The sequence below is a fragment of the Amycolatopsis sp. NPDC023774 genome, assembly GCF_040639695.1.
GTDB lineage: Bacteria > Actinomycetota > Actinomycetes > Mycobacteriales > Pseudonocardiaceae > Amycolatopsis.
Genome location: NZ_JBFAAJ010000028.1, coordinates 1 through 14,350 on the forward strand (window position 1 = coordinate 1; position 14,350 = coordinate 14,350).

Consider the following 14,350-nt stretch of genomic DNA (forward strand, 5'->3'; position numbering starts at 1 on the left):
GCCCTGACGCGGTTGGTGGAGCGGGGGCGGCGGGAGCGGTGGGTGGCGGTGCTGTCGGAGGCCGAGGCCTACGCGGCGGCGGAGCTGCTCGGGCAATTCGCGCAGCTCGATCCATCCGGCGCGGTGAACCAACTGGCCGCGTCCCTGGCCAGCCGTCTCTACAGCCGCCTCGGCGCCTAAAGGCCAGACATCCGCCCCGTGCTGGGTTCCGCAGGCGGGTGCGGTGGCCGGCCGGGCGGTTAGGACGTGAGCCGCCCGCGCGCTACCGCCTCAGCGCCTGAAGGGGCGGCCATGGGGCAACCGGCAGGGCGCGTCGCAGGACTCCGGTGTCGGGGAGTTCGCGACCGTGGGCCGAGTGGCCGGAACATCGCCGCCCGGGGGTTCGACTGGGTTAGCGCGGTGCGAGCTATTCGTCCGCGACCTCCCGCGACGTCCTCGGCGTGCAACTCATGAGTATTGGCATTCCGCCGACGCATCTCAGGGTCATAGCGTGATCACGATCTTGCCGTGGACGTGGCGTCCGGTTTGCTGTGCCACGGCATCGCGGATCTTCTCGATCGGGAAGGTAGCGGCGATCGGCACGGTGATCTCGCCGGCGAGGGTCGCGTCGGTGATTCGCGCCATGGCGTCCCGCCTGCTCGGCCATGCCCCGCTGGCGGGGACCGCTCAGGTTCAGCTGGCCCAGCGCCGCGTACGCCTCGGGTGTTGGTTGCCAGTACTTCTGGACGAAGTAGTAGTGGTCGCCGATCGCGTGCAGCGCCGCGGGTTCGTCCGGTGCCACTCCGGTGCGCATGACGTCGGCCGGCCGCCGGAACACTGCAGCATTCTTCGCCGTCGCGTGTTCGTAGTCCGCGGTGGTGAACTCGCCCTGGTCCGCTGCAGCGGGTGTCGACGGCGGCTCAACTCGCCGGCCCGAAGGACTCCGCCAGGGACTTCCGTATGGTGGCTCTGTCCTGGCGCAGACCGGCGAAGAACCGTTGCGGGTTCTGGATGCGGGCTGCGTCCAGGTCGTCGATGGTCTCCTCGACCGTGCTGATGATCGTGTCGAGCCGCCGGCGCTCGGCCTGGAGCTGGATCAGGTGGCCGCGCAGCGCGGTCGCCTCGTCGGACTGCTTGCGCAGGATCTCGCCGAGCTGGTCCAGTCCGCCGAGCCGGCGCAGAACCATGATGCGCTGCAACCGCAACAGCTCCACCCAGCTGTGCCAGCGGTACCCGTTGGCGGCGACCACGCCGGGGGTTGATCAAGCCGATCGCGTCGTAGTGGCGGAGCATCCGGGCGGACACTCGTTGATGCGCCGCGACCTCGACCGGCTCGCCCGGGCAGCTGGTGCCGTCAACGTCAACGTGGGCATCTCCATCTCGATCATGGACGAGGACCTCCAGTAGTCCCTCGAGCCCGGTACCGCCGCCACCAGCGCCAGGCTGCCCACCGTGACGGCGATTCGCCGGGCGGGTTTGGGCTGCGCCGTGTTCATGGCCTTGATCCTGGCGTTGATGACGGACTCCCCGGTGCAGCTGCACCAGCTGGTGCGCGCGGTCGCCGACGCCGGCGCGATCAGCGCGCAGTCCACGCCTCTGTACCTCGCGACCGGCGTGAAGGACGTGTTCCTGTCCTGGCTGCGCGACAGCCGACCGGACCTTGTGGACCGGTACGCCGAGGTGTACTCGAAAGGATCGGAGGCGTCGCGGAAATATCGCAAGTGGCTGAGCGTTGTCAGATACGCCCTGGGGGCCAGCGCGGCGCGTTGCGCCTAGTTTGTCAGCCGGGCCTTGAGCTCGGCCACGAAGTTCTGGTTGTCGTTGCTGAGGCGATCCAGGTCGATCTCCCGCGGCAGCTCGTCGCCGGACTCGCGGTCGAGCAGGTACTTCACCGTCTCCCGCGCCACGGCGTGCGTGTCGAGGTCAGGGATCAGCAGATCGTCGAGCACCGAATGCGACATCGTGATCCGGTGCTGCGTGGTGTCCAACCCGTCCTGCACGACAGCCCGATACTCCATCGGCCCCGTCCGGGTGACTTCGACGCGTTCGCTCATCGGCAGAGTCTAGCTCCGGACGTAGCAAAATCAGCTGCGTTGGACCGCCTGGGGCCAGCGACGCCAGGCAGATGGCGGTGGCCCTGGGGCAAGTCGTCGCGCGATGCGTTACCAACCCCGGAGGGCAGCGACGTTCCATGAGGTGGTGCGGCGACAGATGGCACACGTCATTCTCCACCGCGAGCCCGGCGATCATCCCCGAAGCCGAACGGGCTTCGCGCGCCCTATCTGCCCACGGGCGCCGCGGACCGGCAAGTCGATCCGGTCCGGCCCCGCGCATTCATGACCATGCCGACGACAGCGGCGGTGGCGGAGCAGCTACTGGGTACTGCGCATCGGCCGGGCTGGCGACGCCGGCTCTGGCTCACGATGAGAACAGCGTGTTCGCCAGGACCGGCGTTGAAAAACACCTCGGGTTGGCCGGTGCGCGGTGCGTCGAGACGGTGTACCAAAAGGCTCCACGATGGTGCCCCGGAGTTCGCGGCGCTGTTTTGGCGCGTGGCCGCAAGTCGGGCGCAGCGCGTGCTGGCGTCGGTGACCGGCCCACCAGCCGTCGAGCTCGTGCGACAACGTCCGCGGGCCCCGCTGCTGCTGATGCCACACGGTAACTCCGACCGAGGCTTCATCGAGCGGACCGGGACGGCTGCCGAGGGTGTGGTCGCGGCGGCGTCACTCGTGACACAGCGGTCGGCATGGTGGGGCGATTCGAGACTGCACCTGGCTACGCGCCGTGGCCATACGCGTTCGACGGCTACACGGCGCCGACCACCGCGCCCTGACGGCGGCGCAGGTCGCAATGACGATAGTTGACAGGGGACGGTTCGTCCCGACGCCGTGGTCCCGCGGCGAGCTCGCGGACGTTGACTCCTACGAGAAGCCGAACTGTGCGCTGCCCTGCCTGCAATCGCTATGGTGCCGTTCGGTGTCGAATCGACCCGGCGGCTGACGTCCGCGAATGAAGAACGAGAAGCACGGCGGCTGCAACCAACCTGTCGGGCATCGGGGAGACCTCCCCGCGTCGCAGCCGGAACGTCGCATGGCAAAAGCGGTTCCCTCGCGCCGCTGGGGACAGGTTCACGGGTGGCATCCCGGCGTCACGGAGACCTTGCGAGCGAATGCCTCTGTGTCCGAGGCAGTCACCGCTGGCGCCGTGAACGCGGGTGAGGAGGACGGCAAAGGTGCACCTCGGCGCTGAACAGAACCGCACGGTTCAGCGGTGCTTGTCGCTCGGCATGTGCCGGATGGACTCGCCTCCTTTGTGGTGGCTGGTGCGGCCGAACAGGGTGGTGAGGACATGCTCGATCCTGGACACCGCGCCGTTGAACGCGGCGTCCACCGAGCCTGCGCGGTTCGTGACGACGACCGGCTCTCGCGCGACGGGGAAGGCTTCGATCACGCACCGCAGGTCTTCGCCATCGGTGCCACCGCCCATTTCGTCGCTTAGGTGGACGTCCAGCCGGGTGAGGCGGTCGCTGAACCGCGCGAGCTTTGATTCGAGCTCCGTCTCGAAGCCCTGGATCAGCTCCGCATCGCCGTGCAGGTTTCTGTCTGTGCTGATCTGGATCTGCATTGCCTGGTTCCCTTCTGCAGACGCGAGCACAGCGGTGACAATGAGAAGGACATCGCACGACAGTGTAAGCCGCTGGTCGCGCAACGAGGGTGTTCGTGTCGGCGAGCAGACGGGTGGTGGGCTTGCGCCAGTTGATATCACGGAGCCGGGACCGGGCGCGCCCAGATCGTCGCCGCCGTCGGCTTTCACCGCCGTGAGGCGCCCAGGTGCTGTCCTGCACACAGCTGTGGCTTGGTTGTCGAGGTCTGCTTGCCCGGAGCAGGGGACCTTGTCCAGTTTGGACAGCTCGAGCCGCCGGTTACCCGCCCGCACCCGCTGCTCGGTGGCGGACGTGACAGGTTCGGGCGGCGTGTGGCCACGTTCGTCGCTTCAGATTGCTCCAGTGCGATGACCGGTGCGATCGCCAACGTCACCGGCGGCCTGGTCGTCGGCTGAGGCACCCTACTGCGTGAGTGATCCTCGGGTGGTAGCGGCTCCGGAAGCTCAGGCACCACAGCGTCCGGACCGGCGAACGCCTCCCTCGCAGGCGCCGCCACCGATGGGGGGGTGGCGTGAACTGTGCGTTTCGGCGATGCTGCGAGGTCGGGACAGGAGGTGGCTGTGAAGGTCGTCATCGTCGGAGCGGGGATCGGTGGGTTGACCGCGGCTCTGCGGTTGCACCACGAAGGCATCGAGTGTGTCGTTCATGAGCAGAGCGAGCGGATCACCGAGCTGGGCGTGGGGATCAACGCGTTGCCGCACGCGGTGAAGGAGCTCGCCGCGCTCGGCTTGCTCGACTCGCTCGACGAAGTCGGGATCCGCACCCGCGAGCTTCTCTACACCCATCGGCTGGGGCAGGTGATCCTGCGCAAGCCGTGCGGGCTGGACGCCGGGTTCACGCTTCCCCAGTTCTGCCTGCACCGGGGCCGGTTGCAGGGCATGCTGCTGCGAGCGGTACGGGCGCGGCTCGGTGCCGACGCGGTGCGAACCGGGCACCGCCTGATCGGGTTCGACCAGGATGAGAGTGGCGTCCAGGCGCACTTCGCCGACCGCCACGGTGGCACGCCGACAACCGTGCGCGGCGACGTCCTCGTGGCGGCCGACGGGATCCACTCGACCGTGCGGTCCCTGCTGTTCCCGGCGGAGGGACCGCCGCGGTGGAACGGCGTGCTGATGTGGCGCGGTGCCACCGACTGGCCGGAGTTCGGCGGCGGTCGTTCGATGATCGTCGCCGGTGGCACCGCGGCCAAGCTGGTGGTCTACCCGATCGCGCAGGGTCGGAGCGCGGGCACCAGACTCACCAACTGGGCGATCTGCATCCGCACCGGGCAACCCGGTGCCGCGCCGCCGAGGCGACAGGACTGGGCCAAACCCGGTGACCGGGCGGAGCTGGACCGCCACATCGGGCGGTTCCGGTTGCCCACGGTCGACCACGCCGCGCTGGTCGAGGCCACCGAGGAGATCTTCGAGTTCCCGATGTGCGACCGGGATCCGTTGCCCGCCTGGTCGTACGGGCGCGTGACGCTGCTGGGCGACGCCGCCCATCCGATGTACCCGATGGGCTCCAACGGCGCCGGCCAGGCGATCCTCGACGCCACCAGCCTCGCCGAGCAACTGGTGCAGCACCCCGATCCTGCCGAGGCACTCCGGGCGTACCAGGACGACCGCCTGGCGGCCACCAGTGAGGTCGTGCTCCGCAATCGCCAGGGCGGGCCGGAGAACGTCATCGACGAGGTGGAACGCCGCGCTCCGGACGGCTTTTCCCGCCTCGAAGACGTGATCGACGCGGCGACGCTCGAGGCGGTCGTCACCGGCTACGCCCAGGTTTCCGGCGCATCGCAGCAGCAGGTGAACGACCCCGGCCGGTGAACCTCAGGCGCCCTCCACCGAACCGGGCGGCAGGAAGTCGACGTCGTGCAGCGCCGACAGCCTGACCACCTCGGCCGGGTCCTCCAGGTTGTGCAGCTTGTCGAACAGCTCGGCGAGCCGCCCGGCCGGGCTCACCCAGAACAGCCCTCGGGTGATGCCCTCGCTGCGGTTGTAGTAGGCGTGGGGGAGGCCCTTCGGCATCCGCACGGTGTCGCCGGGGCCCGCGGTCTCCCACTTGCCGTCGAGGTAGAGGGTGAACACGCCTTCCAGGATGTAGATGTGCTCGTCCTGGGTCGGGTGGACATGCGGCGGTACGCCGGTGCCGGGCGGGTCGAGAGTCTCGAACGCGAAGCTCGACTCGCTGGCGGACTTCATGGAATAGGTGTGCCCCAGCACGTTCCACACCTTCTTCCGCATGCCCTCGTGGGCGGGAGTGATCCCCTTCGGTAGGGGACCGAGCACGATTTCCTCGCCGGTCATCACACCTCCTGGCCGATGGTCAGTCAGCTAAGCACTTTGCGCCATGCCGCTCCCGATGTACAGCCGCAGACAGATAGCCTGTCCGGCCAATCCGACGCCGATGGTGGGTCGCCTGGCGCGATGACCACCGGACTTGAAGGACCCGTCTGCGCTCCTGGAGCACCTTCGGCGGATCGAGCGCGCGATCGTCACAGACTCAACGCAGGTCATCGGCAGCGCCCAGGAGCTCATCGAGAGCACTGCGAAGGTGGTACTGGCCGAGCTGGGCCTGTCGGTCCATTGCCAACGTCCTGCCTTGGGGAGGGACACGCAGATCGCCCTAAGCCTTCACCCGAGTTCTCACTCGTACGGGCCCGAGAGCAGCGATGCGGTGAAGAAGATTCAGTGGTCCATGAATCGCGGTTCTGCGGGCCGTGGGAGGCAATGTGGCGGAGTCGCGCCCCGCGCTGCGATACCGGCTGTCGGATGGGGCTGCGGCCGGCGTACGGGCGCCGGGAAGGCGGTGTGGCGGACAGTTCGTCGTCAGCTGGCGGCTGCGAGCGTCCGGGGCTGCGCTCGGGTGAGCCGCCCTGGCTCGGTGGCCGTATTTCGGCGACGAAGCGCAGCGGATCAGTTCACCCAGGAGATAAATCCGCGCGGCACCCCGTTGCGCCTGCGCGCCGCTGGGACGGCCCGCAGCAGAAGCGGGCGGTGTCGGGCCGGGTTCGTCGGGGCCGGGGTGTGACCTCGAATGCTTGAACGCGGAGCGTGCTTCGCTCACTGATTGTGGTGTGTTTAGGTGGTGCTCCCCGCCGATGGAGTGATGCATGCGTGACTTGGTCGATCTCGCGGACGACGGTGCTGCAGCCGCGGCAACGCAGCCGCCGGTGTTCGTGGACGCGACCGGGCGTCGCCGGAAGATCTTCCGGCGGGTGGCCATCAGCGGCGGTGTCCTGACCATCGGCTACGTCGCGGTTCTGGTTGCCGCGTTGCTCGGTGCCCCGGTTCCGTCGCCGCTGTTGATCCCGCTCGCGCCGCTCGGCCCCCAGCCCACCGACGTCGCGACCACGCCCCCGGACCCACCGGATCAGCCCACCGCGACCGACGACAACTCGGCACCGGAAACCGCCGGTGACACCACGCCGACGAGTGCCGGCGCCGGCCCGGTGGACGCCGGGCAGCGATCCGCGACCACGACCGCCGCGCAGCCCCCCGCCACCACCCCGTCGAAACCGGTTCCGGGCACTGACCACCGCAGTACCCACGCGCCGGAAACGCCCCCGGGCAAGCCCGATGTCAGCAAGAAGCCGCGGCCCTGATGGCCACCAGCCGTCACCGGCTCCGGAGACCCGCCCCGGCCCCGCGTGCGCATTGGTTCCTGTTGCTCTCGGTGCTGGTGGCCGTCGTCGGTCTGCTCGCGCTGCACGCGGTGGTTCTGGGTGGGTTCCACAGCGACGAGACCACGCCTCAGTCGACCACGGCGAGCGTGCCCGACAACGTGCGTACCGGCGGCTCGTTCATCGATGCCCGCAACGGCGCGCCGGACGTGCGGCGACCACCGGACAAGACACTGGCCCTGACCTTCGACGACGGGCCCGACCCGACCTGGACTCCGGCGATTCTCGCTGTCCTCGACCGCTACCACGTCAAGGCCACGTTCTTCGTGACCGGTGCGCACGCGGCCGAGTACCCGGGGCTGGTGCGGGACATCGCGGCCCGCGGCCATGACATCGGCAACCACACGGCCACGCACGTCGATCTCCGTTCGGCGGGCGACCTGCGCACTCAGCTCGAGCTGCGCTTCACCGATCTCGCCGTGGCCGGTGCGGCCGGGTTGTCCCCGGCGCTGGTCCGTCCGCCGTATTCCGCCACCCCCGCTTCGGTCGACGACCCGGCCTGGCGTTCGATCCAGCGGATCGGCGCCGCCGGCAAGATCGCCGTGCTCTCCGACACCGACTCCGAAGACTGGCAACGGCCGGGCATCGCGGCGATCGTCGCGAACTCGACGCCGAAGGACGATCGGGGAACAGTCCTGCTCATGCACGACGCGGGCGGTGACCGTGCGCAGACCGTGGCGGCGCTGGATCGGCTGATCCCGGCGTTGCAAGCCCAGGGTTGGCGGCTGGGTACGGTGAGCGACGCGGTCGGCCTCGCCTCAGCCGGCGCCCCGGCCGGTTTCGGCCAAATAGCGGCCGGCTGGCTGCTGATCGGGGCCGTGCAGACCAGCAACGCGGTCGCGGACCTGCTGGCCGCGCTGCTGATCGTCGCCAGTGTGCTCGCGGGACTGCGCACCGTCGTCATGCTGATCACCACCGCGGTGCACGTCCGGCGGCGACGGTCGACGAATCTCCGCGCCGTCACCGCACCGGCTACCGTCATCATCCCCGCCTACAACGAGCGGGCCGGGATCGAAGCCACGATCCGTTCGGTGCTCGCCTCGGATCATCGGGTCGCGGTGATCGTGGTCGACGACGGATCGACCGACGGCACCGCTGAACTGGTCGAGAAGTACGTCTCGCGGCGCGTCCGGTTGATCCGGCAGGCAAACGCTGGGAAGGCCGCGGCGCTCAACACCGGGATCGCCGCGGCGCGCACGGAACTGGTGGTGCTCGTCGACGGCGACACGGTGCTGGAACCCGGCACGGTGCGCACACTGGTCCAGCACTTCGCCGACCCCGGCATCGGGGCGGTGTCCGGCAACGCGAAAGTCGGGAATCGCCGCAGCCTGCTCGGGCAGTGGCAGCACATCGAGTACGTCATCGGGTTCAACCTGGACCGGCGGCTCTACGACGTGCTGGAGTGCATGCCGACGGTGCCGGGGGCGATCGGCGCGTTCCGCCGGTCCGCGGTGGTGCGGCTCGGCGGCATTCCCGTCGACACATTGGCCGAGGACACCGACCTGACCATGGCCATGGAACGCGATGGCTGGCGGGTCGTGTACGAGCAGGAGGCGCGGGCCTGGACCGAGGCGCCGGCCACGCTGGGGCAGCTGTGGAAGCAGCGGTACCGCTGGTGCTACGGAACTTTGCAGGCGGTGTGGAAGCACCGCCGCGCCGTGCTCGAACGAGGTGCCGCCGGCCGCCTGGGCCGGCGCGGGCTGCCGTACCTGCTGCTGTTTCAGGTGCTGCTGCCGGTGCTGGCGCCGTTGGTGGATGCCGCGGCTATTTTCGGGATCCTCACCAGCGATTGGCTCACCGTCGGCGGGTACTGGCTGGTTTTTCTGGCGTTGCAGGCGATTCCTGCGGTGATCGCGTTCCGGCTCGACGGGGAGCGCATGCGTTCGCTGCTGCTGCTTCCGTTGCAGCAGTTCGTGTACCGGCAGCTGATGTACCTCGTTGTCGTGCAATCGGTCGTGACCGCACTCGCGGGTGCGCCGCTGCCCTGGCACAAGCTGCACCGCACAGGACTCACCATCGACACCGCGAACCCATCCGGCCGCTCGTAGGAAGAGGCGCTGCATTACCGACGATTCGCCTCTCTGCTGAAACCAAGAAGCGGCGAGTGCCCAGCACCAGGAGGTCGTGGGGTGCCCGGCCATGGCTGTCAACGCCCTTGCCGGACTGGTGATCACCTGTGCGGCGTGACCCGACTCGACCACCCGACGGCTCAGACTGGCCACCGTATTCTCGATGGCCCGTCTGAAACACGGACTTGGTGGCGCGGGGTCGAGGTGCGGCCGTAGCAGACCCGCGGCTCGGCGGTGGTGAGGGAGATGGACGAGCAGACCTGCCGCAGGGATCCCGCGCTGCGCTCTACGCTTGCTGGTTGTCCTTTTGGGACGGCCGCATGAGCAGGAGCGTGAGGACCACGATCGACGTCAGCGGAGCGGCTCCGGAGACCGCGAGGGCCATGATCACCGGTAGTCCGGCGCCAGGAGCCGGACTGCCAGGAGGCGCCGGCGGCGGAGCGAATCGCAGATGTGAGTCCAGGTGGTGCCAGCGGGTTACTTCCAGGTGGATGATGCGCCAGCTTGCCTGCCCAGGCGGTCGCTGCTGCTGCGAGCAGCCACCTTAAGCCTCGGCGGGTCATGGCGTGCGTTCGAGAAGTGCTGCCCGCAGTGTCGGCGCGGAGATGCCGAGGGCTGCCAGGATCGGCGGCACGAGGCCCCCGGTCGTGCCCACCACGACAGCGCCGAGGTGGTTCGCTCCGGCGGGGGACACGCCCCGGCGTCCGGCCTCGGTGACCGCGGCCTGCAGACACGACCGGGCCCGGCCGGTGATCGGCAGGCGTCCGGGCAGCTTCGGGCGGCGCCGGCTCCGCGGCAAAGGTGCCGGGACGGCGCCGAAATTGGCCTCGACGGCTTCGCGTACCGCGTCCAGGTCGATGCCGATCGCGGCGAGCGCCTCCGTGTCCAGGTTGTCGAACGTCCGGCGCGGCCTGGCCAGGAGCCGGTCGGTCTGGGTGGCGACGCCGTCGGGAGTCAAGCCGTACTCGCGGGCCACCTCGCCTACTCGGATGGGTGCGTCCGCGACCGCGAACAACAAGCGCTCGGAACAGATCCCGGGATGCCCGAGCGCGCGGGCGCGTTCCTGTGCCGTCCGCACCAGAGCGCGGGCGTCATCACCGAACTGCCGGTTTCTCATTGCGCCCCCCGATTCTGCGCCCGTGCTTGCGTGGCACTGTCTGCTTGCTCACGCCGAGCCAGGCGGCGACGTCCTGCCTCGACCACCCGACAAGCGCCCGATCCACCTGCAGCGTTTCCAATTCCTCCGTCAGCGCCCGCACCGCCGCCACGACCCGCAACCCGAGGTCGGGGTCGGAACTGGCCGCGCTCTCGGCGATCTCCGCGCGTGTCTTCATATCGTCAACATAAGCTGACGGTTGCGCGGAGTTCTTTGCTTGACCATGAGGTGGAGCCAGCCGGAGGAACGGAGGCGAATGAGCGCGGCCATGGCTTCTTTGGTCGGCGAACAGGCAGGGCGTGCTGTAGATCGCGCCGTCGGCCCCGGGCGCCGAGAGCCCGGATAGGGACAGGCGCGGTGATTGCCATCCGTGATCTGGTTGCACAGCAACGGTTTGTCGTCGATTACCGACCGGATCTCCGTGATGGCCTCGGTGGAGCGGACGCCGTCGATGCGGACCACGTCCGCGTCGGTCCGGGTCAGCACTTCGGCGCGGCGTGGTTGATACCGCTGTCGGCGTTGCCCGAACCGCGGAGGCCTCAGAGTGGGAGCGATTCGCCGCGCTGCAAGAGGTGGACCCTCGTCGAGGCCCGGTGGTCGTGCACCGCCTGGAGGAAATTCGAGACGGGGGAGGTGAAGAGCCCGTAGTCGTCGAAGTGGATGGGCACCGTCCGCTGCGGGCGCAGCAGGTTCACCAGCTCAAGGCCGCCGCGGTGGTCGAGGGTGACGAGCACCCCGAAGGCTCGGGTGCCGCCGAGGTGGATGGCAGCGAGGTCGAGGTCGGGGAACCGGTCGTGGATCGTGGCGAGTTGGTCGTGCACCACCGTGTCGCCGCTGAGGTAGATCCGCATCGGGTCGCCGTCTGGTGTGGACCGGTACTCCAGGACGCTGCCCATCACCGGCGGCAAGACCCGGTCCAGCAGGCCGGGGCCGTGCCGAGCGGGCACCGCCGTGACGGTGAGGGTGGCGCCGTCTTCATTCAGGGTTTGTTCGTCCCAGGTGCGCAGCGCCACCGTGCTGCTGAACCCGCGGCGGCCCAGGCGGGTCGCCGCGTGGTGGGTGGTCAGGACGGGGACGTCACGACGCAGCTCACGTGCGGCGACGCGGTCGAAATGGTCGCCGTGCAGGTGGGACAGCACGACGGCACTCAGTGGCGGCAGGTCCGCCGGCTGCAGTGCGGGCTCCGTGCGGCGCCGGGAGAACAATCCCTGGCCGAAGTAGCACCATTGGCCGTGGTGCAGGAAGTTCGGGTCGGTGAGGATCGTGAACGGGCCGAGGCGCAGCACTGTCGTCGCGGTGCCGATGAACGTGAGCGAGTTCTGGGGGAGTGGTTTCACCGGATGGTCCCTCGCAATCGGTCACGAAGCCGGGGCATGAAGGCCGGATCCACCTGGGTCATGTTCTCCAAGTCCACCTCTACCGGAATGGCGGTGGCGAAGGTGTCCAGCACCAGGCCCGCCGCGCACAGCGCCAGCGCCTCCTCGGTGATCGAGGGCAGGTCGGTCTCCGCGGGCAGCCACGGAGTGAGCAGCAGGTCGAACTCCCCGCAGGGCTTGCCCCGGCAGCAGTAGCGCACGCGGTAGCGCGAAGAGGCCTCGCGCCGGACGTGCCAGACGGTTGCGCTGCTCGCCGGCATCAGCGGTGCGCTGGCTTCGATCACGGAGAACTCCTCGGGAAGACGGCTATCACGCGGCTACCCGGCCCGCGGCGGCTTACACGTCCACGGCTGTGGTGTTGCTCGGGACAGGTTCAGCGTGGCGTGGGCCGTCACGTGCCACGTGGCGGCCGGGTTCGATCTGATCGAACGGCGGGTGGCCGCTTCCCGGTGATTCCTCACTGTCACCGCGCTGTCGGTGGTCGTCGCACTCGTCATCGGCCTCATCGAGCTCGTGCAGTTGCTCGCGGAGAAACTGGACGTCGAAACAGGCCTCAATGGTTCGGCGCCAAACGGCATGTGAGCCCGGTGTGTCCGCGGTCAGGTGCGCGGGTTGCGACCGTACGCGCACAACGACAACAGGATCGCGGGCGGCCTGCCGCTCCATCGGCCTCCCACCAGCCGGTACGTTCCTTTCGATCGTCTCGCGCCAGGAGCGGTCCGGTTTGCGTTCAGCTTCGGCAACAGTGCCTGCAGGGTCGCGGCGCTGTCCTCGACGAGGTTGACCTCGGGGCCGGTGGTCCGGTCGCGCGGGTTCTTGGTGCTCACTGCTGCGCGGACGAGAGTCGCGTTCCGCTCGATGGCTGGTCCGCCGAAGGTGCCGTCACCGGTTCCTTAGCCGGGTGTTCCGGTCGGCCGTGGGGCACAAGAGGTGGTTAATCGCCGGTGGTGCAGCGGAATCGCGCGACCGCGGCAGGTCGAGAACCTGGAACGCGGTGGTGTGCGGGCGGGAACGGTGACCACCCCGACCCAGGGGAGCAGGTGCGACCCGGCGGTGGGCGGTGTTCTCCCCGGCGATCCCTGCCACGGTATCCGCAACAGTTCGCCGGCTCCCATTGCGCTTCTTCAACGCTGTGGTGACCGGCTCGTTCGCCGATGTCGTCGGCTGCCTCCTTCGATCCCCACTGGCGCGGAGTGGCCAGGCTGAAGGTTGCCGAGCCATCCGGCCGGGGTTCGCCGTCGCCCGGAGGGTGACAGCGCGAAGAGCGGGGGACGGCACGCCGGTGCGCGACGCTCCTTGTCCTCCTGCGACCCGCCCGGCTCTCCTGTCCGAACCCGTTCGAACCGGTGGTGCGACGCCACGCCAGCCGCACCACCGGCGATCGGCGTCACGTCCGGTGCTGCACATTCTCTTTCGCTTGGCGCGCGTGGTCCCCGACGTCGCCGGCGGCCGACTGCGCCTCGTCCGAGACCGCCGAGACGGCCTCACCGGCCGTGGATTTGATCGACTCGGCGGCCTGGTGCACCGGCTCGGCCAGGTTTTCCTTCGCCTCCCGCGCGACTTGCTCGACGACCGGCTGAGCGTGTTCGCGCGCGAGATCCGTGGCCTGGCCCACGACCGCCTTCTCCTGCTCGGAGACCGGCACCAGCGAGGCCACCAGCCAGCCCGCGCCGAAGGCGATCAGCCCCGCGGCAAGCGGGTTGCCCTCCGTTCCGCGGCGAACCGATTTCGGGGCCGCGGCGACGGTTTCCACTGCGGAAGAAGCGGTGGACCGCATCTGCTCGGCCGTGTCCGAGGCCAGCGAACCGGTCCGGGAGGCGACCGACCCGAGCGCGTGTCCGGCGGACGGCGTGTCCTCGGCCGTGCCCATCACCTTGTCCTTGGCACTCGTCATGGCCGACCGCATGCGTCCGACGCGCCGTTGCACGATCCGGCTCGGTGTCACCTTCTCGGTCAGTGCATTGACGTCGGCACTCAGCTCCCGCTGAGTGGTCTCGATGTCGTCTCGGATCTGGTCTGGTCTGGTCATCCTCGCTCACCTCTCACAGCACCTGGGACCTGCTGGAGCGTGTCCACGGTCCGTTGCGGTTTGGGATTGACCCGGCGCATCTCCCTGCGCCCGGTCGCGTACAGCACCGCCCCGACCACAATCCACACCGCCGCGACGATCAACGCGGCCCAGCTGTGGTCCATCACGGTGGCCAAGCCCCACCACAGAGCCAGCGAGAGGAACAGCAACACCATGTACCCGGCGAATCCCGCTCCGCCGAGCATTCCGGCGCCCTTGCCGGCTTTGCGGGCTTCGGATTTCATTTCGACCTTCGCCAGTTCGACCTCCTGGCGGACGAGAGTGGAGAAGTCCCGTGTCACTTGCGTCATCAGCTCACCCACTGATGCTTCCGTGAGGTCGGACCCGGCAGTCCGGTGTGGCGGTGAGGGATG

General features: G+C 69.0%; 18 protein-coding genes and 1 pseudogene. 6 read left to right on the forward strand and 13 right to left on the reverse strand.

What is annotated here, in order from left to right; all coding sequences use genetic code 11:
* Positions 1-180 (forward strand): hypothetical protein (locus AB0F91_RS36855; protein ID WP_360605319.1); only part of this gene is annotated, 180 nt, incomplete at its 5' end.
* 303 nt (positions 181-483) lie between these two features.
* On the opposite strand, the gene AB0F91_RS36860 is transcribed toward AB0F91_RS36855, so the two are convergent.
* The 3 genes and pseudogenes from AB0F91_RS36860 to AB0F91_RS36870 all read right to left on the reverse strand — a co-directional run bounded on the left by AB0F91_RS36860 (position 484) and on the right by AB0F91_RS36870 (position 1,229).
* Positions 484-624: a zinc-binding dehydrogenase gene (locus AB0F91_RS36860; RefSeq protein WP_360605321.1), complete on the reverse strand. Its 141-nt coding sequence runs from the start codon at positions 622-624 to the stop codon at positions 484-486.
* 55 nt (positions 625-679) lie between these two features.
* Positions 680-817, reverse strand: a pseudogene (locus AB0F91_RS36865) (TipAS antibiotic-recognition domain-containing protein); the annotation flags it as partial.
* A gap of 82 nt (positions 818-899) precedes the next feature.
* Positions 900-1,229 (reverse strand): hypothetical protein, encoded by a 330-nt coding sequence (locus AB0F91_RS36870; RefSeq protein ID WP_360605323.1) that lies wholly within the window; start codon positions 1,227-1,229, stop codon positions 900-902.
* Between the two features lie 31 nt (positions 1,230-1,260).
* On the opposite strand from AB0F91_RS36870, the gene AB0F91_RS36875 reads away from it, so the two are divergent.
* Complete coding sequence (locus AB0F91_RS36875; RefSeq protein ID WP_360605325.1) at positions 1,261-1,386, forward strand: hypothetical protein; 126 nt, start codon at positions 1,261-1,263, stop codon at positions 1,384-1,386.
* A 45-nt stretch (positions 1,387-1,431) separates the two neighbouring features.
* Positions 1,432-1,755, forward strand: a complete 324-nt coding sequence (locus AB0F91_RS36880; protein WP_360605327.1) for a hypothetical protein — start codon at positions 1,432-1,434, stop codon at positions 1,753-1,755.
* Here AB0F91_RS36880 and AB0F91_RS36885 read toward each other — a convergent pair.
* The gene (locus tag AB0F91_RS36885; protein WP_360605329.1) at positions 1,752-2,033 is read right to left on the reverse strand and encodes a hypothetical protein; all 282 of its coding nucleotides are present in this window, start codon (positions 2,031-2,033) and stop codon (positions 1,752-1,754) included. The two genes, AB0F91_RS36880 and AB0F91_RS36885, sit on opposite strands and share 4 nt — an antisense overlap.
* Before the next feature lie 1,210 nt (positions 2,034-3,243).
* A complete protein-coding gene (locus AB0F91_RS36890; protein ID WP_360605331.1) occupies positions 3,244-3,603 on the reverse strand; it encodes an HPF/RaiA family ribosome-associated protein in 360 nt (119 codons plus the stop codon).
* Between the two features lie 600 nt (positions 3,604-4,203).
* On the opposite strand from AB0F91_RS36890, the gene AB0F91_RS36895 reads away from it, so the two are divergent.
* Positions 4,204-5,451, forward strand: a complete 1,248-nt coding sequence (locus AB0F91_RS36895) for a flavin-dependent oxidoreductase (RefSeq protein WP_360605333.1) — start codon at positions 4,204-4,206, stop codon at positions 5,449-5,451.
* 3 nt (positions 5,452-5,454) lie between these two features.
* Here the strand turns inward: AB0F91_RS36895 and AB0F91_RS36900 are convergent, their stop codons facing one another.
* Entirely contained in the window at positions 5,455-5,931 is a 477-nt protein-coding gene (locus tag AB0F91_RS36900; protein WP_360605335.1) for a cupin domain-containing protein, read from the reverse strand.
* 806 nt (positions 5,932-6,737) lie between these two features.
* On the opposite strand from AB0F91_RS36900, the gene AB0F91_RS36905 reads away from it, so the two are divergent.
* On the forward strand, positions 6,738-7,229 hold the full coding sequence (locus AB0F91_RS36905; protein ID WP_360605337.1) for a hypothetical protein: 492 nt from the start codon (positions 6,738-6,740) through the stop codon (positions 7,227-7,229).
* Entirely contained in the window at positions 7,229-9,355 is a 2,127-nt protein-coding gene (locus AB0F91_RS36910) for a bifunctional polysaccharide deacetylase/glycosyltransferase family 2 protein (RefSeq protein WP_360605339.1), read from the forward strand. The genes AB0F91_RS36905 and AB0F91_RS36910 overlap by 1 nt, the downstream gene beginning before the upstream one ends.
* 580 nt (positions 9,356-9,935) lie before the next feature.
* Here AB0F91_RS36910 and AB0F91_RS36915 read toward each other — a convergent pair.
* The 7 genes from AB0F91_RS36915 to AB0F91_RS36945 all read right to left on the reverse strand — a co-directional run bounded on the left by AB0F91_RS36915 (position 9,936) and on the right by AB0F91_RS36945 (position 14,287).
* Complete coding sequence (locus tag AB0F91_RS36915) at positions 9,936-10,493, reverse strand: Clp protease N-terminal domain-containing protein (protein ID WP_360605341.1); 558 nt, start codon at positions 10,491-10,493, stop codon at positions 9,936-9,938.
* Positions 10,471-10,710 (reverse strand): RNA polymerase subunit sigma-70, encoded by a 240-nt coding sequence (locus AB0F91_RS36920; protein WP_360605343.1) that lies wholly within the window; start codon positions 10,708-10,710, stop codon positions 10,471-10,473. The genes AB0F91_RS36915 and AB0F91_RS36920 overlap by 23 nt, the downstream gene beginning before the upstream one ends.
* Positions 10,711-11,071: 361 nt before the next feature.
* Entirely contained in the window at positions 11,072-11,869 is a 798-nt protein-coding gene (locus AB0F91_RS36925; RefSeq protein WP_360605345.1) for an MBL fold metallo-hydrolase, read from the reverse strand.
* Positions 11,866-12,192, reverse strand: coding sequence for a hypothetical protein (locus tag AB0F91_RS36930; protein ID WP_360605347.1), 327 nt, complete (start codon positions 12,190-12,192; stop codon positions 11,866-11,868). Before AB0F91_RS36930 ends, AB0F91_RS36925 begins: the two co-directional genes overlap by 4 nt.
* 315 nt (positions 12,193-12,507) lie before the next feature.
* Positions 12,508-12,735, reverse strand: a complete 228-nt coding sequence (locus AB0F91_RS36935) for a hypothetical protein (RefSeq protein ID WP_360605349.1) — start codon at positions 12,733-12,735, stop codon at positions 12,508-12,510.
* 560 nt (positions 12,736-13,295) lie between these two features.
* Entirely contained in the window at positions 13,296-13,937 is a 642-nt protein-coding gene (locus AB0F91_RS36940) for a DUF3618 domain-containing protein (RefSeq protein WP_360605351.1), read from the reverse strand.
* Complete coding sequence (locus tag AB0F91_RS36945; protein WP_360605353.1) at positions 13,934-14,287, reverse strand: phage holin family protein; 354 nt, start codon at positions 14,285-14,287, stop codon at positions 13,934-13,936. The genes AB0F91_RS36940 and AB0F91_RS36945 overlap by 4 nt, the downstream gene beginning before the upstream one ends.
* Positions 14,288-14,350 lie beyond the last annotated feature (63 nt).

Coding starts and splice junctions, on each gene's coding strand:
- AB0F91_RS36915 (WP_360605341.1), bottom strand. CDS start 10,493: ATGAGAAACCGGCAGTTCGGTGATGACGCCCGCGCTCTGGTGCGGACG.
- AB0F91_RS36885 (WP_360605329.1), bottom strand. CDS start 2,033: ATGAGCGAACGCGTCGAAGTCACCCGGACGGGGCCGATGGAGTATCGG.
- AB0F91_RS36910 (WP_360605339.1), top strand. CDS start 7,229: ATGGCCACCAGCCGTCACCGGCTCCGGAGACCCGCCCCGGCCCCGCGT.
- AB0F91_RS36945 (WP_360605353.1), bottom strand. CDS start 14,287: ATGACGCAAGTGACACGGGACTTCTCCACTCTCGTCCGCCAGGAGGTC.
- AB0F91_RS36900 (WP_360605335.1), bottom strand. CDS start 5,931: ATGACCGGCGAGGAAATCGTGCTCGGTCCCCTACCGAAGGGGATCACT.
- AB0F91_RS36920 (WP_360605343.1), bottom strand. CDS start 10,710: ATGAAGACACGCGCGGAGATCGCCGAGAGCGCGGCCAGTTCCGACCCC.
- AB0F91_RS36940 (WP_360605351.1), bottom strand. CDS start 13,937: ATGACCAGACCAGACCAGATCCGAGACGACATCGAGACCACTCAGCGG.
- AB0F91_RS36860 (WP_360605321.1), bottom strand. CDS start 624: ATGGCGCGAATCACCGACGCGACCCTCGCCGGCGAGATCACCGTGCCG.
- AB0F91_RS36905 (WP_360605337.1), top strand. CDS start 6,738: ATGCGTGACTTGGTCGATCTCGCGGACGACGGTGCTGCAGCCGCGGCA.
- AB0F91_RS36890 (WP_360605331.1), bottom strand. CDS start 3,603: ATGCAGATCCAGATCAGCACAGACAGAAACCTGCACGGCGATGCGGAG.